Genomic DNA, 20,559 nt, shown 5'->3' with positions numbered 1-20,559 from the left:
GAAAACACCGCCTCGACCGCGCCGTCCGCCGTGTTCTGCACCGTGCCGTCGAGCCCGAGCGATTGCGCGGTCTCGTAGGTCCAGGCGCGGTAATAGACCCCCTGCACCCGGCCCTCGATTCTCACCGTCACGGTGCGCTTGTCGTCTTGCGCCCTCGCCATGATGACCTCCAACACTGACCGTCATTGCAGGGCTTGACCCGGCAATCCAGAGGCCGCTCGCGTTAAACCTGCCGCCCCTGGATGCCCGGCTCAAGGCCGGGCATGACGTGGCAAGGATGGCGTTTAAGCAAATTCGAGGATCACGGCGTCGACATTGAGGCTGTCGCCGGGCTTGGCCAGGATCTTTGCCACCTTGGCGTCGCGCTCGGCCTTGAGCACGTTTTCCATCTTCATCGCCTCGACGACGCACAGCGCATCGCCCGCCGCGACTTCCTGTCCCTCGCTCACGGCGAGCGATACGACGAGCCCCGGCATCGGGCAGAGCAGGAACTTCGACATGTCCGGCTTCACCTTGGCCGGCATCTGCGAGGCGAGCTCCGTCTCGCGCTCGGTGAACACGCGCGTCGAAACTTCGACGCCCTGATAGGTCAGGTGACAGCCGTTCAGGATCGGGCGCACCTGCACCGCGATCGGCACGCCGTCGGCCGTGCCCTCGAACACGGGCATGCCGAACCACCAGGAGTGCGACAGCGTGATGCGCCGGTCGGGCTCTTCGTCGCCGTAGACGAACACCTTCGCATTGCCGTCGAGCTCGCCGGCGACTGTCACGCGCACGCGGTCCTCGCCGAGCTCGACGATGCGCTTCTCGGCGAAGCGGACCGGCTCGCCCTGCATCTGCTGGGTGATCAGGCGCCGGCGCTGGTTGCTCATGTGATCGATCGCGGCGGCGACCGCGACCAGCACGTCGCGCACGTGCCCCGACGGCTTCGGCGGCCTGAAGCCTTCGGGGAATTCCTCGGCGATGAACTTGGTGGAGAGTCTCCCCTCGCGCCAGCGTTCGTTGCGCATCAGGACCGAGAGGAAGGGAATGTTGTGGCGGAAGCCGTCGATGGCAAACGCGTCGAGCGCGCCGCCCATGGCCTCGATGGCCTTAAGGCGCGTCGGCGCGTAGGTGATGAGCTTGGCGATCATCGGGTCGTAATAGACGCTGATCTCGCCGCCCTCCTCGACGCCCGAATCGAGCCGGGTGATGACGTCGCCTTCGATGCCGAGCTTGGGCGGCCGGTAGCGCACCAGCCGGCCGGTCGAGGGTAAGAAGTTGCGCGTCGGGTCCTCGGCATAGACGCGCACCTCGACTGCCGAGCCCTTGAGCTTCACGTCTTTCTGCTTGAGCGCGAGCTTCTTGCCGGCCGCGACGTTCAGCATCTCCTCGACGAGATCGAGCCCGGTGACAAGCTCGGTCACGGGGTGCTCCACCTGGAGGCGTGTGTTCATCTCCAGGAAAAAGAAATTGCGGTCCTTGTCGACGATGAACTCGACGGTGCCCGCCGAGTCGTAGCCGACGGCCTTGGCGAGGGCGACCGCCTGCGCGCCCATCGCCTCGCGCGTCTTGGCGTCGACGAATGGGCTCGGCGCCTCCTCGACGACCTTCTGGTTCCGCCGCTGGATCGAGCATTCGCGCTCGCCGAGATGAATGACGTTGCCGTGCTTGTCGCCGAGCACTTGAATCTCGATATGGCGGGGCTCCTCGACATATTTCTCGATGAACACGCGGTCGTCGCCGAAGCTCGACTTGGCCTCGGACTTCGAGGAGGTGAAGCCCTCCTCGACCTCCTTGCGGCTATAGGCGATGCGCATGCCCTTGCCGCCGCCGCCGGCCGAAGCCTTGATCATGACGGGATAGCCGATCTGGTCGGCGATCTTGACCGCTTCCTTGGCGTCCTTGATCACGCCGAGATGGCCGGGAACGGTCGAGACCTTGGCTTTCGCCGCGAGCTTCTTCGACTCGATCTTGTCGCCCATCGCCTCGATGGCCTTGGGGTTCGGGCCGACAAAGACAATGCCCGCCCCCTCAAGAGCGAGGGCGAAGGCGGGGTTCTCCGACAGAAAGCCGTAGCCCGGATGGACCGCCTCGGCGCCGGTCGTCTTGGCGGCCGCAATGATCTTGTTGATGTCGAGATAAGACTGCGCGGCCTGAGAGGGGCCGATCGGCACGGCCTCGTCGGCCATGTCCACATGCAGCGCGTCGCGGTCGGCATCGGAATAAACGGCGACCGTTTTGATCCCGAGCCTTCGCGCCGTCCTGATGATGCGGCAGGCAATCTCGCCGCGATTGGCGATCAAAAGCTTGGCAAACATAAAGTCCCCGCCCATGAGGCATGCCCGTCGGACAGGCGGGAACTGCCTTCCCGACGAGTGCACGCCGAACAAGACTGAAAGGCGCTATTGCAATCTGGGGCTGAACGATAGCCCCGTTGCGCCACGGCTTTCTAGAGGCTCCTAGGCAGCGAGTAAACTGCGTGTTTAAGCCGGTGGGCTACTCGGCCGCCGGAGCGAGCCTCCTTCTCCGCCGCCGCTCCCGCCAGGACAGACGCCGCCCGTGCGGCACATCATCGGCGGAGGCCGACTCCGACCCCGGGTCAGCATGCGCCGCCTGCTGCGGCATTCCTGCCGTCTCCGGCGCCCCTGGGAACAACATCCCGGCTTCGGCCTCGGCATCCTCCTCCGCGAGCGTCTCGGCTCTCGCCTCGAGTGTAGCTTTCGCGATCGCCTCGGCCTCGCGCTCGCGCGCCTTCTGGTGATCGCGGGCAAGATAGGTGTAGACGGCAGGCGTCACGAACAGGGTGAACAGCGTGCCGACGGTCATGCCGGCCGCGATCACCACGCCGATATCGAAGCGGCTCGCGGCACCCGCGCCCCGCGCGATCAGGAGGGGCACCATGGCCACCACCATCGCCGCGGTGGTCATCAGAATCGGCCTTAGCCTGATGGCCGCGGCATGCTCGATCGCCTCGCGGCGCCCATAGCCCTGGCTCTCCTGCAGCTTGTTGGCGAAGTCCACCATCAGGATGCCGTGCTTGGAGATCAGCCCGATGAGGGTGACGAGGCCGATCTGGGTGTAGATGTTGATGGTGGCGAGCCCGGCATTGAGCGGGATCATCGCGCCGAAGATCGAGCACGGCAGCGCGATCAGGATGATGAGCGGGTCGCGGAAGCTTTCATATTGAGCGGCCAGCACCAGGAAGATGATGATCAGCGCGAACACGAAGGTGTAGACAAGCGTATTGCCTTCCTGCACGAACTGCCGGCTCTCGCCCTGGAAGTCGTAGGTGAAGCCCTCTGGAAAACTCTCAGCCTTCTTCTTCAGGAAGTCGATCGCCTCGCCTACCGTCCGGCCCGGGAATGGCACCGCCGACAGCGTCGCCGAGTTGAGCTGCTGGAAATTGGTAAGCGCGTTCGGCTGCACCGTACGCTTGATCTCGGCCACGTTGGACAGCGGCACGAGCGTGCCGGCGCTGGTGCGGATCTGATAGCGCGTCAGCCACTCGTCGTTCAGCCGGAACTCGCGAGGCACCTGCGGGATCACCTGGTAGCTCCGTCCGTACAGGTTGAACAGGTTGACGTAGTTCCCGCCGAGCAGCGTGGCGAGCGAGTTGCCGATATCGGCCATGGAAATGCCGAGCCGGTTCGCCTTGTCGTGGTCGATATGGAACTCGATCTGCGGTGTCTCGAACCTAAGGTCCGAGTCGGAGAATATGAACAATCCGCTTTCACGCGCCGACTTCTCGACGTCGGCGAGCACGTCGGCGAGCTGGCGGAAGTCGTGCGTAGTGGTGATGACGAATTGCACCGGCGGCCCCCCGACCGAGCCGGGCAAAGACGGCGGCGAGAAGGCAATCGCCTGCGCCGTGGCGATGCTCGAAATCTTCGGCGACAGCTCTTGCAGAACAGCTTTCTGGTTGCGCGCCCGCTCGCCCCACGGCTTGAGCAGTAGCCCCGCAAAGGCCTGATGCACGTCGGGAAAGCCGTTGATGGTGAAGACGTGCTCCTTCTCCCCGACCGAGCTGTACACGTTATAGAGCCTCGTCGTGGCGTCCTCGATATAGTCGAGATTGCCGTATTGGGGGGTCTTGACCAGGGTGAAGAGGACGCCCTGGTCCTCCTCCGGCGCGAGCTCCCTCTGCGTCGTCAGGTACATCAGCACACTCCCCGCAATCAGCCCGACGAGCACGAGGATCGTCACCGGCCGATAGTTGAGCGTGCCGTGCAGGCGGCGCTGATAGCGGTTCTTGAGGCTCTCGAAGCGGCGGTCGAGCCAACCGGTGAGCCCGCCCTCCTTGGCCGAGTGAGGCTTGAGCAGCTTCGAGCACATCATCGGCGACAGCGTGAGGGCAATCACGCCCGAAACGATCACCGCGCCCGCGAGCGTAAAGGCGAACTCGCGGAACAGCGTGCCGGTCAGCCCTGAGACGAAGCCGATCGGCGCGAATACGGCTGCGAGCGTGATGGTCATGGCGATGACCGGATAGAGGATCTCGCGCGCGCCCTGGAGCGCCGCCTCGAGCGGCCGCTTACCCTCTTCGATATGGCGGTAGATGTTTTCGACCACGACGATAGCGTCGTCCACCACGAGCCCGATGGCGAGCACGAGCGCGAGCAGCGTCATCAGGTTGATCGAATAGCCGAGCGCGGCGAGCGCGGCGAGCACGCCGATCAGCGACAGCGGGATGGTGACGATGGGGATGATGGTCGAGCGGAGGTTGCCCAGGAACAGGAAGATCACCACGATGACGATGAGCGCGGCCTCGCCGAGCGTCTTCATCACCTCCCACAGCGAGGCGCGGATGAAATTGGTGGCGTCGTAGGCGATCGCCGCCTCGAGCCCCGGCGGCAGCTCCTTCTCGATCTCGGGGAAGGCCTCGCGCACATTGCTGATCACGGTGAGCGGGTTGGCGGTGGGCGTGGCGTAGACGCCGATGAACACCGCCTTCAGCCCGTCGAACACCGAGGAGGAATCGGCGCTTTGCGGCCCGAGCTCGATCTCGGCGATGTCGGCCAAGCGCACGAGCGAGTCGCCGCGACTCATCACCACGAGGCGCCCGAATGCGGCCGGGTCTTCGAGCGAGGTCTTGGCGTCGATGTTGGTCTGCACGAAATCGCCCTTCACCTGGCCCGGCGCCGAGGTGAAGTTGTTGGCGGCGAGCGCCGCGCGAACGTCGAGCGGGGTTACGCCGAGCGCGGCCATGCGGTCCGGATCAAGCCAGATGCGCATGGCGAAGGTCTGCCCGCCGAGGATTTGCGCGTTGGCCACGCCGTTGATGGTCTGCAGCTTCGGCTGCACCACGCGATTGAGGTAATCGCTGATCTGCGAGGAGCTCATCACCTTCGAGTTGAAGGAGAGGTACATGAGCGCGTAGCCCTCGCCCGTCTGCTTGGTGACGATCGAGTCGTTCGCTTCGCGCGGCAGGATGCTCTTCACCTGGGCGATCTTCGACAGGACGTCGGTCATCGCCCGGTCGGGGTCGGCGTCGAGCTTCAAGTTGAGCGTGACCGTGCTTACGTTCTGCGTGGAAGAGGCGGTCAGCGTGTCGATGCCCTCGGCGCTTGCCACCGCCTGCTGGATCGGCACGGTGATGAAGCCCTGGATCAGGTCGGCGTTGGCGCCCGGATAGGTCGTGGTGATGGTGATCGTCGTGTTCGACAGCTCGGGATACTGCCGGATCGGCAGCTTGAATCCGGCCCACGAGCCAATAAGCAGGATCAGGAGGCTGACCACGCTGGCAAGCACCGGCCGTTTGATGAAGAGATCGGTGAAATGCATGGGCGGATTTACTGCTTCGGCAGCTCCGCCGGCGGCTTCAGCGTCTGGCTGTTGTCGATCTTGACGGCGGCGCCCGGCTGCAATTTGAGCTGGCCGCTGGTGACGACCACCTCGCCCGCCTTGACGCCTTCGAGGATGGCGACCCTGTCGCCTTGCGTGTCGCCGGCGCGCACGAAGCGGCGCTCGACGGTGAGCTTGGGCTCCGGCGGCACTGCGCTCGTGGCGTCGGCCGCGGCTGCCGTGGCCACCGCCTCGCTCGACACCGTCGGAGCCGGCAGAGCCGGCTTGGCCTCCTCCTTCACCACCCAGACGCTATCGCCGTAAAGCGTGTAGGTCAGCGCCGTGCGGGGCACCGTCACCACGTCCTTTGGCTCGCCGGCCAGCACCGCCACATTGGCGAACATCCCGGGCAAGAGTTTGCGGTCCGGATTCGGCACCCTCGCACGCACCATCAGCATGCGCGCCTCCTGGTTGAGCTTGGCGTCGAACGCCTCGACCACGCCCTTGAAGGCTTCGCCGGGATAGGCATCGGCTGCGAGCTCGATCACGCTGCCGATCCTCAACAGGCCGACGGCCGTCTCGGGCACCGGGAAATCGACCCAGATCGGATCGAGCGACTGCAGCCACACGAGCGCCTGGCCGGGCGACACATATTGCCCCTTCTCGACATGCCGCAGCCCGAGCCTTCCCGAGAAGGGCGCGGTGATTGTCTTCTGCGCGATGACGGCTTCGACGTGCTGGACCGCCGCCGCCGCCGAATCCCGCTTGGCTATGGTCTGGTCGAGCGTCGACTGCGAAACGACGCTCGTCTTCACGAGCTTGGACTGCCGATCGTAGTCGAGGAGCGTCTGCTGGAGCGTCGCCTTCTTGTCGGCGAGGTCGGCCTCCTCGACCGAGGTGTCGAGCTTGACGAGCTTGTCGCCTTTCTCGACGTCCTGGCCGCTCTCGAAAAAATACTCGGTGACCGTACCGCCGAGCTCCGGCGCGACGTCGACGCCTTGGATGGCGACGAGGGTGCCGATGGCGCGCACTCGATCGGTCCAGCGCTCGGTGGTCGCTTTGTCCGCGGTTACGGTCGCCGGCGGCGGCGTCATCTTCGAGATGAATTGAGCGATCATCGCCGGCTTCAGCACGAGGTTGAAATAGCCAACCCCGCCGAGGAAGACGGCGACGATGATGCCCGCAATGACGAAGCGCTTGATCATGGCCTTGGCAAGCCCCCCGAGTCCCCGCGATTGGCCCAGTTCGAGCGCGTCTTTAACCTTGGGAGAGGGCAAAATTGCGCCCGACACGGCGCAAGAAAACAACGGGATAGCAGCCTCTTTGCCGTTTGCAAACGGTCTTGGGCGCTCGCGCGGTGGTTAATCGGCGCCGGTGAACGAATATTTGATGACAGCGCGGCCGCCGATATCTCCGGCGCCGACCTTCACGAGGACCTCGTTCGTTCGATCTCGGGGACCAGGACATCCTCCAGAACGAGAGGCTGATTGTAAGCGTGCATTCGTGCCGCACGCATTGCTTCCCTCCTGACCTTGCCTGCCTGCCACAATTGGGCGATGTCAAACCCGGGAGGTTACGCGTTAGACAAGGAAGACGTCATGACCATTACCCTTTACGACATCAAGGAATCGCCGCACTGCCGCAAAGTCAGGCTGCTCGCCGCCGAGCTCGGCATTAAGCTCAACACCGTCGTCAAGGATCCGCGCACGCTCGAGACCCGCTCCTCCGACTTCCTTGCCAAGAACCCGAACGGCAGAGTGCCGACGCTCGAAGAGAACGGGCTCTATTTGTGGGAGTCGCCCGCCATCCTCAAATATCTCGCCGCCAAGGTTCCCGAACGCGGGCTGTGCGGCAAAGACGCACGAACTCAGGCTCTCGTCGACCAGTGGCTGTTCTGGTGGGCGTCGGGCCCCGAGGCTGCCATAGACATGCTCGGCTGGGAGATGATCATCAAGCCGATGGTCTTAAACGAGCCCGGCAAGGACCCCGCCGTCATGAACGAGGCGTATGCGCGGATCAATCGCTACCTTCCGGTCCTCGACAAGCAGCTCGAGAGCCGCGATTACGTCGTAGGCCCGCTCAGCGTTGCCGACTTCGCCATCGGTCCGCGTTTCGACCGCGCACCCGAACTGCTCAAATTCGACGTTGCGCCCTACAAGAATATCGCCGCCTGGCTCGCACGCCTGCGCGCCAGGCCCTATTGGCAGAACGCCTAGCGTGAAGCTCCATCAGCAGCCCTTCTTCGCCTCGGCCTTCTTGATGGCAAGCACGTTGTGCCGCTCGGCGGCATTGAGCGGCACGTCGCCAGCGTTGTCGTATTTGCAGCCGGCATTGCCGAAGACTTGGATCGCTTTCTGCGTATGGAAGCAGTAGCCGTTTTCCTTGTAGATCGTGTTGCGCACTTCCCACAGGATCTGGCAGCTCAGCTGCTTGAGTTGCGACGCCTTGAAATAGTCTTTGTCGGTGCAGCCGATCAGTTCATAGCAATTGGCGCGCGCGGGCGAAGGCGAAGCGACGAGAGCCGCACCGATGGCAGCGAGAGACAAAGCGGCGATGGCGGCAGAACCGACACGTCCCTTCATCGCGAGTTTTGTTGTCGAATGCAGCATGCGATCCTCCCTGGATTGATTTCCTCGCCTCACCTACAGACAGCCGAGGGCGCGCTCTTGTTTCTTGATGGCCAGCACTCGGGCTTTGTCGGAGTGGGAAAAGGGAATGTCGCCTTCGTAATCATATTGACAGCCGGCGTTGCCGAAATAGGCGATCGCCTTCGGCGTCTTGAAGCAATAGCCGTAGGCCTTGTAGATCGAGTTGCGCGCGACCCACAGATCGAAGCACGCATCGGCGCGCGCAGGCGTGGCGGCGGCAAGCACGGCAAAAAGACTACCGGCAAGACCAAGTGATGCGAGAGTTGTCGACGCGCGCATATCAACCTCCATGAAGCCCGACAACCGCAAGAATACTTGATTTTGTTTCGCGCCGGAATGACGAGCCCGCTTGACTTTTCGCGTGCAGGTCCGCGCGGCAGCGCTAATCGCCAATAAAGCCTAACGACCCGGCGATATCGTTGTGCGAGGCGGCGGTCCGGCTCTGGCGCGATGGCCCGGGGGAAGAGGCTTGCGCCTCGGCTTCCTCTTCCGACAAACGGCTTTCCGGCGGCGGTTCAGGGAAACCGGCGGCGCTGCCGAACATCGCCGCGGCCATCTTGTTGTCGAGGCCGTAGAGGTCGCCGAACGAGGAGACCTTTCCCGCATCGTCGACCACCGCGGTGAAATAGACCATGTGCACCGGGACCTTGTGGTCGATCGAGACCGGCTTGTTGACGGCGTTGTCCCACATGTCCTTCACCTGACTCGCGGACCACCCCTTGTCCTGGGCGAGCAGCACCTCGGCGAAGTTTTGCGGCTTCTCCATGCGCACGCATTCATGCCCGATCGCGCGCATCGGCTTCTGGAAGAACTTTTTCCGATAGGCGAGCGTATCGTGCATGTAGACGGTGTGCTTGTTGGGAAACATGAATTTGATCTTGCCGAGCACGTTCTCAGGCCCCGCCCCCTGACTGAAGGTGTAGGCCATGATGTTGGCGCGCGCCCAATCCACCCGCGTCGGGTCGACGGGCGTGCCGTTCAAGCTCACGAAAAGCTTATGTACTTTCAGGATCGACAGATTGCCCTCGCGCAGGGGCGGCGCCAGGTTTTCCTTGACCACCGTCTCCGGCGCATTCCAATCCGGGTTGAACACGACGGTCTTCATGTCGGCGGTGAACACGGGCGTCGCATAAGCCAGCGTGCCGACGAGGATTCTGTCGGCATAGATCGGCTTGCCGTCCTTGACGATGTAGACCATGAACTCGGGCGTGTTGTTCCACACATAGAGCGGCCCGAGGTCCTCAGGCATCCAGCGCCAGCGCTCCATGTTGATGACGATCTTCTTGATGTCGCGATCGCTGAGGGGCTTACCGTCGACGGCGCCTCCCGCGCGCGCCCTGAGCAGCACCTGGCGAAGGCGCAGGAACTGCTCGTGCTTGGGCTGCAGCGACCGGAGATAGAGATCGGGTGCCGGCGCGGCACCGATCTCGGCGAGCACGGTCCTCGGATCGCGCAAAGGCGGCACCTGGTCGAACAGCTTGCTGATGGCCGAAGGATCGAACCGGCCCCCGCGCGCGAAGCGGGCATATTTCAGGACCGCGAGGTCGAGTTTGATTTCGGCCTCCGCTTCGTCCTCCTTGCTCCGCGGCAGGGCGCCGTCGTCGGGCAGGTCGAAGTCGGCGGCTGAAAGTCCCCAATCGTCGGCCTTGCCGATTTCCGAGATGGCCGCGAGTCCCCGCGCCGTGACTCCCATATCTGTCATCCATAGCGGCGGGCCGCTCCTTTCCGCATAAAATGCTTGGAGGGCCGCGAGGTCGTCTGGGTTTGCTCCCTTCCCGGTGGCAGGATCGGACAGTTTCGTCCGAATGAGGGTCACCACCGGATCGGCAGGCGTCGAAGCGAGCGGAGGCTGCTCTTGCGGGACAGCCTGAGGCGTGGCGGGCTCAGGAGTTGCCGGAACAGGCTGTACGGGTGTCGGCTCCTCCACTGTCGGCGTCGGTGCGGGCGTCGGCGGCGGCAATGTCGGCGTCAGTGACGGGGACGAAGGGGTCGCTGCACCCTGATCCTCGGCACGAGCGGGCCCGGCGGCTGCCAAATAGCATGCCGCAGACAAAAGGACGGCGATCAGGACTCCCCGGCGCATCCCTCTTCCCTCGCAAGGGCACAAAAATAGCGCGAGAGGAGGCCCTTAGGCCACCGTCATCTGACACCGTCGCAAGCCGGCAAAGCGGCGAAGCGTGAGCCTTCAAGAGCCGCTTTTTTTCCGCCGCGGCGTCGGCGACGATGCGTGAGCCGCGAGCGGCAGCAAGACTGCGCAGCAGGAAAGCGCGAAGCGGTCGGCGAAGCGAGTCATTCTTGGTCCCCAACCGCACCGAACTCGGGTTCGGATGGTGAGCGACCGGAACGATAGGAAAGGTTGCCCCGCCGCTCAAGCGACGCAGCGACACAGTGAAGCGCCGAACGCCAACCGGGAAGTGCTGTGGGTGGGGACGCCCTACGAACCGCTCTTCTTAATCGGGGTCGCGTCGGCGTCGATTTCGCGAACCTTGTTGATGAGGTCGTTCAAGGACGCCCGGCAGAACTGGCGCGTATCGACCTTGCTCGTTTCCTTCATCATCTTGAAGGCCTGATCCTTGTTGGCCACGGCCTGCTTCATCACCTTGTCCTTGTTGATGGAGGCATCGCGCTTCAGGTAGTAGGCCTCGATTTTCGCCATGGCGTCCTTGGCGGCTTCTGCATCGGCAGCATTGAGGTGCTCCTTATCGATGCAATCGAGTGCCACCTCATACTCGGTGTAGTAGCTGCGCAGATAGACCGCCATGCCGGGCCCGGCATGAGCGGCAAGCGAGAAGAGGCCGATGCTGCAAGCCAAGACCGTTCGGGCAGACAAGGTGGGCATGTCGTTTTCTTTCGGATGAGGTGAAGCCGCCAGGAGCCGGCGAATAATAGAGGACGCAGATTACAAAAATTCTTCCGCCGCTCAAGTGGCGCAGCAATCTTATCAAGAACCCTCGATCTTCGGCGAGACGCGCTCACGGCGGCCTGGGATAGCAAACCGCTGAGGCCGCCCTTCTCAGCCTTAACCCGGAGGCCCTAGCTGGTTTTTCAAGCTCATGGTGCGACCACCCGTCTGCGAGGCACGCGACTGGGAATGTGGTCGCGGGTGACTGTTCCTCCTCCGTCAAGTTCGAGCTCGCCCTCGGCAACGGTGCGGTAAAACGGCTCACAGCCGCTTTTTACGCGGTATTGGAATTGTCCATCGCGCTCGGGAAGCTGAGCGACGACCTCGTATGGGCCTGAGCAAGCCTTCCGCGCCGGAAACCGCTTGCTCAGTCGCACCACGCTCCCGATGTGGAAGCTGTGCCCGGAAGGCTCGTGTAAAGGTCTCATTGAGAAGACCCTCCTTTGTTGCGGACGTATCGACCTTTATGGCGATCACGAACTCTCAATGGCTGAATCGAGAGCCTTGGCGAGCGCCTTGGCCTTGGAAAGCGCAGCCCTATGTTTCTCGCCGTCGGAGCGCTCATCCACCGTACCCCCTAAGGCCACCGAAATCATGCACCGTATTGTGTCGCCGCCGTGGACCAGCGTGATCGAGAACTGATCGGTCCGGCCGTTGCGGATGACCTCGACTTCGTCCATCAAACCTCAAGGCTCCTTGCGTCCGCTAATCGCCACAGGACTGGGCAAACTCCCTCGAGAGCGCCAGAATTTGGTTCAGCGCGGCTTGCTCTTGATCGGCCTCGGAACGGTTATCGGGCGGCCCCTCCACCGCAACCCGGACCCGGCCGGAAATCTCTCCCCTCTCGGTCGCGAATTTGAACCGGTAGGAGCCCGGACCGTCCGGCTCCAGCAAGATGCTGTGATGCGTCATTCAGGATCTCCCTGACCTGGTTCCGTCGTCTCGACCGAAAGGGCGCGGACGTTTTTCGCTTGGGCCCTCAGCTCATCGAGTTGCTCGCGCCATCTGGCCGCCCGCAATTTCACCATATCGTAGAGGCCCTTGGCTCCTGCCAAGCTTGTCGCCAAGTCGAAGCTGGAATTCACGTCGCGCCTCGCACTATCGATGAATTTGCGGTCGAACGCAGCCGCGCTTCTACCAGCAGCGGCAAAGGACCTTTCGAACGCGGCGACGGACGCGTCGAAGGCATCCATCGTGCTGTTACAGTCTTCGCGAGCGTGTGCCACAGACTTCTGGGCAAGATCACGTACGCCATCCGGGATAGCAGGATCAAGACCGAGGAGACCGAGTTGGGTTGTCACGTCGCGGTAGCTATCGCGATCCTGCTCATCGTCGGCTTGTCGAGCGGCCGCTTGAAAATTTCGATTCATCACTCTCACTCTCTATCTCTCTCTCACGAAGCTACCGCGCAGGCCCGACGGACGTCGCTACGGACGCCGCACTGTGCGGTCGCTCCGAGCAACCGTCCGAGTCCGGCCCCTGCTTGCTCGCCAGTCAGCCCGCGCTTTCGTCAGTGCGATCTCAAATTCGCTGACCGAGGACTCCTCCTGCGGACTGGCGCTTGTGCGAAGTGTGGTTTTAGGATTGGGGGCAAGCTCGGCGACGCGGTCGCCAAACTTGGCGTGCAAAATAGCGCGCATGGATTTATGTCCTTTCGAAGTTTTCAAGCGTCTTGATCGCTGTGCGTTCAACAGTCGGCATCGCTGCGTCGTGTTCCTGCGCCGTTTGAAGATCCGCAGGATCGATCGTCACCATCTCTACCGCCGATCCCGTGGGCGCCGGCACGAAAATGGCGGTCGATACGCGACGGTAGACCGGAAACGACACCCCCTCGATCAGTTCTTCCTCGGTAAGCACGCGATAGTCCCGAGGGGGCAGTAGACGATCAACGCCCTTCAGACAAAAGGGCCGACAAAAAGTGACGGTCTTGTTGGTTGTCCGCGTCGTCATCGACCGAATTCCGGGTTCGACCTGCGCTCATCCATGCCGTTGTGCCAAGTGCGCCTTGAGCGGTTCACTCGCATCCGCCGCCACCTTGGTCGAAAGCGCGCGGACCTCTTCTGCTTGCGCCGTCAACACGCCGAACTGTTTGCGCCAGAAGGCGGCCTGCAACTCCATCATGTCGGCGACGCTCTTTGCGCCCGCCAAGGTCTCGGCCAAATCAAAAGTGGCATCGACATTGCGGCGGCCGATATCGACGATCTTGCGGTTGAGCGCTGTGGCACCTTGATAGGCGGCGTCGAACGACGTCTCGAATGCCGTCAAGGAGGCGTCGAAAGCATCCTTGGAGCGATCATACACCTCGCGGCTCTGCGCGACCGTCTTCCCGGCAAGGGCCCGCAAGTCCTCCGAAATGGCGGTGTCGAGGCCGAGCCGGCCGAGCTGAGCCGTCGCCGCATAATAGGTGGCGCGGGCTTGGTCGGCTGCACTCTGTGGATTAAGGGTGGCGGTCATGAACATACCTCTTGGGGTTAAAAGCACCGGCGATTTTCGCAGGCTGGAAAGCCGCGAGCCGCGAGCCGCGAAGGGCTCGGTGTGCTGAGATGTTCGGAAAAGGGGGCGTGCACAGAATCGGCACGGTAATCTTTACCGTCATCGCCTGGGGGCGGCGCGCCAGTTCTCGAACCCTAGGCTCCCTCCACGCCTAATGCAAGCATCGATTGAGACAAGCCGCATTTTACCTGCAGCAGTTGGGCCATACTGGCCCCAGGCAAGACAAGACAACGTCGGCAGTTGCGCGGGCCGTCGCGCTATTTGGTGACACAATCCGAGTAGGATTGCTGCCCGGACGCCCCCTCGGTGATGAAGGCGGTGTCGCCCTTGTTCCAGAAGACGAAGCTCTCGTCCTTGTTCGCATAGCGCGCACCCGAGGCCGACATGGCCTGCGGCAAGGTCAAGCTCCGCCCGTCGCTGAGCTTGAGCTCGACCTTGTCGGGGTAAAACGTCGCCGCGATCGTCTTGCCGCCTTTGCAGGTGAAGGTGGCGCTCGCGACCGGCGCCGCAGCGAGCAGAGGCTCAACCGCGAGCGTCATGGCCGCGAGCACGGCACATTGGGTGACGTTACTTGAAAAGGTCATCGACCCTGCGCGTCACTTGATGCGGTAGGTGAAATAGTAGGCCTTGCCGTCGGTGCCCTTGGCGCTCAGCAGCATGTCGCCTTGCGCGCCGGCGAACTCTCCAGTGCCGCCGGTGATCGCAAGCACGGAGTCGCCCGAATCGTAGAATGGCCCCTCGACCGTCAACTGCCCCTTGTCGAGCGAAAGGGTCCAGAAGCACTCCCACGCCTTGCCGACTACGGTGCGGAAGCAGATGCCCTGATCGCTGCCGATCTTGTCCTTGTCGTCGGCGTCGTACACTTCGTTGGCGAAGGTGAGCACATCTCCCGCGCTGTCGCCCGCAGCGCCGGTGTCGGTGACGGCGTCGGTCGTTGCATGCTCGACCATCTTCAGCTCCTGCGCGGCGAGCGCATAATTCGGGGTGAACGCCACCGCCATGAGCCCCAAAGCGGCCCCACAGGCGGCGGCCGAGAGGCCGAATGTGCATGCACGTTGTGCTGATTTCGACATTGCCCGTCTCCTTCCACTCATGACAAAACCGAAATCAGCATAGCGGAGTCTTGCTGCGGAGGGGATCATGAAACCAAGCAACAGATCGGGCGCGGCGATCGCCGCCGCCGTGGCTGCCGTCATTGGCGCCATTACGGCCCAAAGCGGTCCGGCCTACGCCGACGAAGCGAAGGGCCGCTGCATCGGCGCCAATGCCTGCAAGGGACAAAGTGCGTGCGGCAGCGCCAAGAACGGCTGCGCCGGAACGAATGCCTGCAAAGGCCAGGGCTTCCTCATGATGACCAAGGCCGAATGCGACCAGGTCCCCGGCGCCACATTCGAGCCTGAGGCCGAGGACTGACCGTCGTGATCGCCGCCCAAAATGCGCGGCGACTCTAGCGAGCCCCGAACAGGCGCCTGAAGAAACCGCCTCGCTTCGGCTCCGTGTCGATGAGATAAGGATTGGGCCAGGCACGAGCGACACTCCGCGGTTTGCCTGCGCTCGCCACCTTGGCCTCGCCGCCCGGCGTTTCTCCGCTCAACACCACTTGCGTCTTGTCGAGGCCCGTCGCCTTCACCAAGTTGAAAAGGATGGTGGCGTTCTGCGGCGAGAGGCGCACGCACCCGTGCGACGCGGGCCTGCCCAGATTTTTCACTTCATAGCTGCCGTGAATGGCATGCCCATCCTTCATATAGAAGATGGCGTGCGGCATGGGCGCGTTGTCCCACTCCTTGCTGTACCAAATCTCGTTCATCGACAGCGGCGTGAAGGTGCCCGACGGGGTCGAGTAGCCATGCCTGCCTGTCGACACCGGCCAGTCGAATTTTTCCACGCCGTCGATGAACACCGTCATGTGCTGCGTGGACTTGTCGATGTTGATGAGGATCGACTGCGCCGCCGGAGCCGTCGCCTTGGTGTCGGCGGCTCGTGCCGTGCTCTGCGCTGCCTTATCTTCGCACACCAGCGCCTTGTCGTTCCACGACATGCCGGCCGCATCGCAATCTGCGCGCGTCAACGGCTGCCCGGCCCGTCCTCCCGCCGTGATCTTGGCGGTCTCGCACACATTGGCGGTCTCGTTCCACGACCAGCCCCATGCCGCCTCGCAGTCTGCCCTGGTGAGGGGTTGAGGCCTGGCATCTTCGGCCAAGGCCGTGCCCGCAAGGACCGCACTGATGACTAGGAACATCACCGCCAATGCTCTCACGTCTCTCCCTCCTCGGGTTCGTGCGGACTGACCAGCCTACGCCGCTAGCATGAACTGCGATCAGGGCACCTAGGTTGCCACGATTCGCAATCCTCTTCGTCAATCCTCTCCGCCGGCAAGCGTCATCAAACCGGACTCGGGCGTCTTCGAGGCCTCGCTACCCGAGCACGGAATTGTGACAACCTCCCAAGCGTCGGCGGGCAGCACGGTCCCTTCCACCTCGGGCACGCCGCCGTTCGGAGCGTAGAAGGTGTGCTGTCCGATCGGCTGCCCCTCCCCTTGCGCCCAAGACGGCAGAGAGCCCCCGCGCCGCTGCCGCACGATCGTCGGATTGAGAAAGTGCGTTGCTCCCGCGGTCGGATCGGGGATCTCTCCCGAGAGCACCGCGTCGGCGATCCGTGCGGCGTCCCGATAGAGCGGGTCACTCGGCGAAAGTCGTCCGATCTCCCTCCGTCGCGTCATCCACGGCTCAAATTGCCATGGGCGGGTTACCACCTGCTTGATGGTTGAGCCCCAGCGCCCGCTCCTCTCCCGATTGAGGACCACGTGGGCGACCGCGGCCTTACCTTCATCGGGCTCCTCGCCCGCCTCGAAGGCGATCGTTCTGATCAAATAATCGCGATCCTCCGCGTCGTAGCTCGAGGCGACGCGCGGAAGTTCGGGCAAGGGCGACTTGGCATCGCCAACCTTGGTCGGCAGGTCCTGAGACGGCGCGACGCACTGCGGCGCGACGCCGAGCGAGGCATGCGAAGGTGTCGCAGTCACGAGCAACAAGCCCGCGAACAAGAAACAGCGAATCCGCACTCTCTTCTCCTTCAGTTCGTTGACGATTTCCGGGCTGAAGGGAGTGGACTCGCCGTATGAAGGCGATCATTTCATGACCAGAAGGGAGCGATCTTGGGATCAATTAAGGCGCAAGCCGCCAAAGCGGTTAACGCGCTTTATCGTTATTCGCGATTGTTTGCCGCGATACCGCAAGTCTTGCCGACATTTGCGTGACGAGACGGAAGCCCGCGATCGGAGTATAATTTTGCAATTGGTCGCGGCTCGCTCGCGACTAGCGGCCGAATGACCCTTAGCCCCGGGTGGCCGCGGCCCTCCAAACGCGAAACTTCTGGAGGAGCCCAATGGCCAGCCAAGACCATATTCGTAACCCCATCGAGTGGGGATGGGGCCAGATCTCCCATGTCGCCCTTGCGGTAGGGTCGCTTCCAAGATCCCTCCTCGGCGGCGAGGAGGCAAAGCCGGCCCCGCTGCCGGTTCGCCGCATCGACGTTGCCGACTTGAGGGGCGTTCTGCTCAAGGGCCTCGACGATTTTGCGGCCTATCGAACCGACGTCATCTTCCTTTGCCTCATCTATCCTTTGGCCGGCATCGCATTGCTGCGGCTCACCTTCGGCTACGACATGCTGCCACTCATCTTCCCGCTCGCCGCTGGCTTCGCCCTGATCGGCCCGGCCGCGGCCGTCGGCCTTTACGAAATGAGCCGCCGGCGCGAGCAAGGCAGACGCATCTCCTGGCTCGATGCCTTCGGCGTGCTGAGCTCGCCGCGCTTCGGGGCGATCTTCGTTCTGGCACTGGTGCTGCTCGCGATTTTCGCCCTCTGGCTGGTCGCGGCCGACGGCATCTACCAAGCCACGCTCGGCCGCCAGGCACCGGCCTCGCTCGCGGCGCTCGTCCGCGACGCACTCACCACCCCGGCCGGCTGGGCGATGATCATCGTCGGTATGGGCGTCGGTTTTCTCTTCGCTCTGCTTGTCCTGACGATCAGCGTGGTGTCGTTCCCGCTCCTGCTCGACCGCGACGTCGGTCTTCTCACGGCAGTAGAAACCTCGATCCACGCCGTCGCCGAGAATCCTGGCCCGATGGCCGCCTGGGGCCTGATCGTCGCGGGCAGCCTCCTGCTCGGATCGATCCCCGCCTTCCTCGGCCTCATCGTCGTTGTGCCCGTGCTCGGACACGCCACTTGGCACCTTTACCGGAAGGTAGTTGTGTGACGACCGGTCGCCCTATTCTTGCGGCGTAAGACGCTTGAGCGAACGGCCTCCCCTTCAGGAGGGAGTTAAAGCCGCGGCTCGTTGATGGCGGGTGATCGAACTTTGCGTGCCCGGCACAGTTGGGATAGCGAGGCAAGGGTCGCGCAAAGCCCGGAAAGATTTCGTCGCGCGCGGGAGTGCCCCATGCCAAGCATCGCCCGATTGCTGGAAACCGCCCTTTATGTCGAGGACCTCGACCGCTCCTGCGACTTCTACGAGCGCGTTCTCGGCCTTGGACCGGTGCTCGAAACCTCGGCGGGAAGTAGAATAGAGAACCGGGCGCTGCGGCCCTTGCACATTCCTGGCGGGCAGGTCCTGCTCCTGTTTCCGAAGGGCTCCGCCACCAAGACCGCCGTGCTTGCCGGCGGCACCATCCCGCCTCACGACGGCAGCGGGCGCCTCCATCTTGCTTTTGCCATCTCGGCGTCCGAACTCGAGGAATGGAGGGAGCGCCTCAAATCGCACGGGATCCCAATCGAGGGCGAGATGCAGTGGCCGCGCGGGGGCAGAAGCCTCTATTTCCGCGATCCCGACGGCCATCTGGTCGAGCTCGCCACGCCAGGGCTCTGGCCGACCTACTGACGTCGGTCAAAAACCGCGTGTCTTGCGAATCGACGAACCAAGCGAAACCAACTCTGCGGCCGCGCGTTTCGCCCCCGGGTGTCGGCGCCTGGCATCCCTGCGACCCCCGCGCAGCCGGCGCCGATGCCCGCCTTTGGAGGCATGAGTAAGAGTAGGAGAAGCCCGGCCTATGACCCCCATAGACCGGGCTTCTTCTTTGCCTGCTTGATCCGGCTCAAAGCCGAAGCGCGGCTGGGCAGGCATTGGTACCGCTGGGATCGGTCCTGGCGGCCCTAACCGAACGACGGGGGCAACGGTCGCTCCGGTTGGGGCCGTCTTACCGAATGTGTTGCCCTTTTGTCGCTAAAATCGTTAAATGATGGCGACGGGGGGCTTCGTGGGAGGCCCCTGCAATGCCCCAGACATACCGCTATCGCGGGTACGAAATCGTTCCGACGCGCCAATGGGCAAGCTGGTGCGCCAATATCTACGCCACGCGCCCCGACCTGCCGCTCCTGACGCGATCGCCGTTGAGGACATTGGCCGCGCGGAAGGAAGACGCCGTCTCCGAGGCGCAAGCGAGCATCGATAAGCTTCTCGCGCGCTGGAAGGACCGGCCGCGGAACTAGCCCTTCTCCGGCTGCTCGGCGTCCGCCGATCTCAGTGCGCGGCCCGCGCGGCGCGCGCCGCCTTGCAACTGCACACCCTCGAGCCGAGCTCGCCTTTATCGCAGACGATATCCGATTTGCAGGCGCCGGACTTCTGCATCGCCTCGCAATCGCTAGAGCCGACGCAGGCGCACCGCCACCCGCCGTCCGGCGTATCGAAGCACTTGAAGTCCGCGCTCGCCCGCGGCGGAAGAGCCAAGGTCCAGAGCAACGCCGTCACCAGAAGGGCTGTCCGCATTGCCACCCTCCTTGCCTGCGGCGATTTACACCGGCCAAACGGCCCAATCATGGCATGCAAACACGTTGGCGTGATGCCGTCCTCATGCCCATCTTTGCTACCATGAGTGATTGACGCGCCTTTGGGCGCACAAGGAGCGGACCATGAAGGTAGCTGACATTCTGCGGACCAAAGGTTCGGCGGTGACGACGGTTCCGCCGCACGAGACGGCGGTCCTCGCCTCGGGGCACTTGCGCGCGGCGCAAATCGGCGCGCTCGTGGTGAGCAGCGACGGCAACACGATCGAGGGCATCCTGTCGGAGCGCGATCTCGCCTACGGCCTCGCCGCGCACGGCGACCGCTTGCCGGGCGTTAAAATTTCCGAGCTGATGACCAAGGCGGTCGTCGTCTGCTCGCCCGAGGACAAGATCACCGACGTGATGAAGCTGATGACGCGCCGGCGCATTCGTCATTTGCCGGTCAAGGACGGCGAAAGGCTCGTCGGCATCGTCAGCATCGGCGACGTCCTCAAGCATCGCCTGGGCGAGTTGCAGGAGGAGGCCGACGTCCTGCGCGACTACGCCGTGGCCGCACGCCATTAGCCTCGCCGCGGCTTCCGCGTGAGGTCATGTCAAAGAGCGAGTCCCCCGGAGGGGGGCGGCGCGCCGAAAAGCGCAAACCTATGGTGTCCGCATCTCCTTTTGGGAGACACGGCGGGCGCCTCTCGGCGCGCCACATGCGCCCTTTATCGGTGCGCTACCGCGCTTCGCGCTACTTGAGCGCATCGCGCTTCCGCGCACGCCGAAGCGCATGTCATTTGCGGCGTCTTCCGGCTGCGGGCCCCGCTTCAGTTCTATCCTTGCGCCGGGCCTTCCTTCGCCCGCCGAAGCGAGCTTCGCGAAGGCGAACCGCGCAAAAATCGAACCTCACAGCCAGCTCCTGGCAGGACCTCTTATTGGGTCCGGGGGGAGCTCCGGTGCCGCCCGAGTGCCTTGTTGCGACAAGACCCGCGGG

Annotated in this window: 24 protein-coding genes; 6 read left to right on the top strand and 18 right to left on the bottom strand. The window is 63.5% G+C overall.

Translation table 11 applies throughout. The features are described 5' to 3' along the window. The 4 genes from VFB18_RS01975 to VFB18_RS01960 form a co-directional block, all read right to left on the bottom strand. Positions 1–161 (bottom strand): acylphosphatase (locus tag VFB18_RS01975; protein ID WP_324970598.1); only part of this gene is annotated, 161 nt, incomplete at its 3' end. A 123-nt stretch (positions 162–284) separates the two neighbouring features. Beyond that, on the bottom strand, positions 285–2,300 hold the full coding sequence (locus VFB18_RS01970) for an acetyl/propionyl/methylcrotonyl-CoA carboxylase subunit alpha (RefSeq protein ID WP_324970597.1): 2,016 nt from the start codon (positions 2,298–2,300) through the stop codon (positions 285–287). Positions 2,301–2,478: 178 nt separating this feature from the next. After that, on the bottom strand, positions 2,479–5,763 hold the full coding sequence (locus VFB18_RS01965; RefSeq protein WP_324970596.1) for an efflux RND transporter permease subunit: 3,285 nt from the start codon (positions 5,761–5,763) through the stop codon (positions 2,479–2,481). Between the two features lie 8 nt (positions 5,764–5,771). Beyond that, on the bottom strand, positions 5,772–6,968 hold the full coding sequence (locus VFB18_RS01960) for an efflux RND transporter periplasmic adaptor subunit (RefSeq protein ID WP_324970595.1): 1,197 nt from the start codon (positions 6,966–6,968) through the stop codon (positions 5,772–5,774). 393 nt (positions 6,969–7,361) lie between these two features. Here VFB18_RS01960 and VFB18_RS01955 point away from each other — a divergent pair, with 393 nt between their 5' ends. Then, entirely contained in the window at positions 7,362–7,979 is a 618-nt protein-coding gene (locus VFB18_RS01955; RefSeq protein WP_324970594.1) for a glutathione S-transferase family protein, read from the top strand. Between the two features lie 12 nt (positions 7,980–7,991). Here VFB18_RS01955 and VFB18_RS01950 read toward each other — a convergent pair whose 3' ends face one another. The 11 genes from VFB18_RS01950 to VFB18_RS01900 all read right to left on the bottom strand — a co-directional run bounded on the left by VFB18_RS01950 (position 7,992) and on the right by VFB18_RS01900 (position 14,879). Next, positions 7,992–8,372, bottom strand: coding sequence for a YARHG domain-containing protein (locus tag VFB18_RS01950; protein ID WP_324970593.1), 381 nt, complete (start codon positions 8,370–8,372; stop codon positions 7,992–7,994). Between the two features lie 33 nt (positions 8,373–8,405). Then, the gene (locus VFB18_RS01945) at positions 8,406–8,804 is read right to left on the bottom strand and encodes a YARHG domain-containing protein (protein WP_324970592.1); all 399 of its coding nucleotides are present in this window, start codon (positions 8,802–8,804) and stop codon (positions 8,406–8,408) included. Continuing rightward, entirely contained in the window at positions 8,794–10,494 is a 1,701-nt protein-coding gene (locus tag VFB18_RS01940) for a L,D-transpeptidase family protein (protein WP_324970591.1), read from the bottom strand. Before VFB18_RS01940 ends, VFB18_RS01945 begins: the two co-directional genes overlap by 11 nt. A 351-nt stretch (positions 10,495–10,845) precedes the next feature. Then, positions 10,846–11,250 carry a hypothetical protein gene (locus tag VFB18_RS01935; RefSeq protein ID WP_324970590.1) on the bottom strand — a complete coding sequence of 135 codons (405 nt, stop codon included), beginning with the start codon at positions 11,248–11,250 and terminating at the stop codon, positions 10,846–10,848. Positions 11,251–11,786: 536 nt separating this feature from the next. Next, entirely contained in the window at positions 11,787–11,993 is a 207-nt protein-coding gene (locus VFB18_RS01930) for a hypothetical protein (protein WP_324970589.1), read from the bottom strand. Between the two features lie 25 nt (positions 11,994–12,018). Next, positions 12,019–12,225, bottom strand: a complete 207-nt coding sequence (locus VFB18_RS01925) for a hypothetical protein (protein WP_324970588.1) — start codon at positions 12,223–12,225, stop codon at positions 12,019–12,021. After that, complete coding sequence (locus tag VFB18_RS01920) at positions 12,222–12,683, bottom strand: phasin family protein (RefSeq protein ID WP_324970587.1); 462 nt, start codon at positions 12,681–12,683, stop codon at positions 12,222–12,224. The genes VFB18_RS01925 and VFB18_RS01920 overlap by 4 nt, the downstream gene beginning before the upstream one ends. 274 nt (positions 12,684–12,957) lie before the next feature. After that, positions 12,958–13,263, bottom strand: a complete 306-nt coding sequence (locus VFB18_RS01915; RefSeq protein ID WP_324970586.1) for a hypothetical protein — start codon at positions 13,261–13,263, stop codon at positions 12,958–12,960. Between the two features lie 27 nt (positions 13,264–13,290). Next, a complete protein-coding gene (locus VFB18_RS01910; RefSeq protein ID WP_324970585.1) occupies positions 13,291–13,767 on the bottom strand; it encodes a phasin family protein in 477 nt (158 codons plus the stop codon). Positions 13,768–14,063: 296 nt separating this feature from the next. Next, a complete protein-coding gene (locus tag VFB18_RS01905; protein ID WP_324970584.1) occupies positions 14,064–14,390 on the bottom strand; it encodes an MliC family protein in 327 nt (108 codons plus the stop codon). Positions 14,391–14,402: 12 nt separating this feature from the next. Beyond that, positions 14,403–14,879 carry an allene oxide cyclase family protein gene (locus VFB18_RS01900; protein WP_324970583.1) on the bottom strand — a complete coding sequence of 159 codons (477 nt, stop codon included), beginning with the start codon at positions 14,877–14,879 and terminating at the stop codon, positions 14,403–14,405. Between the two features lie 67 nt (positions 14,880–14,946). Between VFB18_RS01900 and VFB18_RS01895 the strand changes: the two genes are divergently transcribed. Next, the gene (locus VFB18_RS01895; RefSeq protein ID WP_324970582.1) at positions 14,947–15,219 is read left to right on the top strand and encodes a hypothetical protein; all 273 of its coding nucleotides are present in this window, start codon (positions 14,947–14,949) and stop codon (positions 15,217–15,219) included. Positions 15,220–15,253: 34 nt separating this feature from the next. Here VFB18_RS01895 and VFB18_RS01890 read toward each other — a convergent pair whose 3' ends face one another. Both VFB18_RS01890 and VFB18_RS01885 read right to left on the bottom strand, forming a co-directional pair. Then, positions 15,254–16,063 (bottom strand): L,D-transpeptidase, encoded by an 810-nt coding sequence (locus tag VFB18_RS01890; protein ID WP_324970581.1) that lies wholly within the window; start codon positions 16,061–16,063, stop codon positions 15,254–15,256. A gap of 99 nt (positions 16,064–16,162) precedes the next feature. Beyond that, positions 16,163–16,867 (bottom strand): cell wall hydrolase, encoded by a 705-nt coding sequence (locus VFB18_RS01885; protein ID WP_324970580.1) that lies wholly within the window; start codon positions 16,865–16,867, stop codon positions 16,163–16,165. 323 nt (positions 16,868–17,190) lie between these two features. Between VFB18_RS01885 and VFB18_RS01880 the strand changes: the two genes are divergently transcribed. From VFB18_RS01880 to VFB18_RS01870, 3 genes are all read left to right on the top strand, one after another. Further along, the gene (locus VFB18_RS01880) at positions 17,191–18,060 is read left to right on the top strand and encodes a DUF2189 domain-containing protein (protein WP_324970579.1); all 870 of its coding nucleotides are present in this window, start codon (positions 17,191–17,193) and stop codon (positions 18,058–18,060) included. A gap of 183 nt (positions 18,061–18,243) precedes the next feature. Then, complete coding sequence (locus tag VFB18_RS01875; RefSeq protein WP_324970578.1) at positions 18,244–18,681, top strand: VOC family protein; 438 nt, start codon at positions 18,244–18,246, stop codon at positions 18,679–18,681. Between the two features lie 392 nt (positions 18,682–19,073). Continuing rightward, complete coding sequence (locus VFB18_RS01870) at positions 19,074–19,289, top strand: hypothetical protein (RefSeq protein ID WP_324970577.1); 216 nt, start codon at positions 19,074–19,076, stop codon at positions 19,287–19,289. A 31-nt stretch (positions 19,290–19,320) separates the two neighbouring features. On the opposite strand, the gene VFB18_RS01865 is transcribed toward VFB18_RS01870, so the two are convergent. After that, a complete protein-coding gene (locus VFB18_RS01865) occupies positions 19,321–19,566 on the bottom strand; it encodes a hypothetical protein (protein ID WP_324970576.1) in 246 nt (81 codons plus the stop codon). A 143-nt stretch (positions 19,567–19,709) separates the two neighbouring features. On the opposite strand from VFB18_RS01865, the gene VFB18_RS01860 reads away from it, so the two are divergent. Then, a complete protein-coding gene (locus VFB18_RS01860) occupies positions 19,710–20,147 on the top strand; it encodes a CBS domain-containing protein (RefSeq protein ID WP_324970575.1) in 438 nt (145 codons plus the stop codon). Positions 20,148–20,559: the final 412 nt, after the last annotated feature.

Origin of the sequence: Methyloceanibacter sp., from assembly GCF_035650995.1 — a bacterium.
Taxonomy (GTDB): domain Bacteria; phylum Pseudomonadota; class Alphaproteobacteria; order Rhizobiales; family Methyloligellaceae; genus Methyloceanibacter.
The sequence above is the reverse complement of the archived record's forward strand: the minus strand, read 5'-3'. Positions and strand labels throughout refer to the sequence as shown.

Excerpts from the sequence above, each read along its gene's own strand:
- VFB18_RS01970 (WP_324970597.1), bottom strand. The coding sequence starts at position 2,300 with ATGTTTGCCAAGCTTTTGATCGCCAATCGCGGCGAGATTGCCTGCCGC.
- VFB18_RS01965 (WP_324970596.1), bottom strand. The coding sequence starts at position 5,763 with ATGCATTTCACCGATCTCTTCATCAAACGGCCGGTGCTTGCCAGCGTG.
- VFB18_RS01960 (WP_324970595.1), bottom strand. The coding sequence starts at position 6,968 with ATGATCAAGCGCTTCGTCATTGCGGGCATCATCGTCGCCGTCTTCCTC.
- VFB18_RS01955 (WP_324970594.1), top strand. The coding sequence starts at position 7,362 with ATGACCATTACCCTTTACGACATCAAGGAATCGCCGCACTGCCGCAAA.
- VFB18_RS01950 (WP_324970593.1), bottom strand. The coding sequence starts at position 8,372 with ATGCTGCATTCGACAACAAAACTCGCGATGAAGGGACGTGTCGGTTCT.
- VFB18_RS01940 (WP_324970591.1), bottom strand. The coding sequence starts at position 10,494 with ATGCGCCGGGGAGTCCTGATCGCCGTCCTTTTGTCTGCGGCATGCTAT.
- VFB18_RS01935 (WP_324970590.1), bottom strand. The coding sequence starts at position 11,250 with ATGCCCACCTTGTCTGCCCGAACGGTCTTGGCTTGCAGCATCGGCCTC.
- VFB18_RS01930 (WP_324970589.1), bottom strand. The coding sequence starts at position 11,993 with ATGGACGAAGTCGAGGTCATCCGCAACGGCCGGACCGATCAGTTCTCG.
- VFB18_RS01925 (WP_324970588.1), bottom strand. The coding sequence starts at position 12,225 with ATGACGCATCACAGCATCTTGCTGGAGCCGGACGGTCCGGGCTCCTAC.
- VFB18_RS01920 (WP_324970587.1), bottom strand. The coding sequence starts at position 12,683 with ATGAATCGAAATTTTCAAGCGGCCGCTCGACAAGCCGACGATGAGCAG.
- VFB18_RS01915 (WP_324970586.1), bottom strand. The coding sequence starts at position 13,263 with ATGACGACGCGGACAACCAACAAGACCGTCACTTTTTGTCGGCCCTTT.
- VFB18_RS01910 (WP_324970585.1), bottom strand. The coding sequence starts at position 13,767 with ATGACCGCCACCCTTAATCCACAGAGTGCAGCCGACCAAGCCCGCGCC.
- VFB18_RS01905 (WP_324970584.1), bottom strand. The coding sequence starts at position 14,390 with ATGACCTTTTCAAGTAACGTCACCCAATGTGCCGTGCTCGCGGCCATG.
- VFB18_RS01900 (WP_324970583.1), bottom strand. The coding sequence starts at position 14,879 with ATGTCGAAATCAGCACAACGTGCATGCACATTCGGCCTCTCGGCCGCC.
- VFB18_RS01895 (WP_324970582.1), top strand. The coding sequence starts at position 14,947 with ATGAAACCAAGCAACAGATCGGGCGCGGCGATCGCCGCCGCCGTGGCT.
- VFB18_RS01880 (WP_324970579.1), top strand. The coding sequence starts at position 17,191 with ATGGCCAGCCAAGACCATATTCGTAACCCCATCGAGTGGGGATGGGGC.
- VFB18_RS01875 (WP_324970578.1), top strand. The coding sequence starts at position 18,244 with ATGCCAAGCATCGCCCGATTGCTGGAAACCGCCCTTTATGTCGAGGAC.
- VFB18_RS01870 (WP_324970577.1), top strand. The coding sequence starts at position 19,074 with ATGCCCCAGACATACCGCTATCGCGGGTACGAAATCGTTCCGACGCGC.
- VFB18_RS01865 (WP_324970576.1), bottom strand. The coding sequence starts at position 19,566 with ATGCGGACAGCCCTTCTGGTGACGGCGTTGCTCTGGACCTTGGCTCTT.
- VFB18_RS01860 (WP_324970575.1), top strand. The coding sequence starts at position 19,710 with ATGAAGGTAGCTGACATTCTGCGGACCAAAGGTTCGGCGGTGACGACG.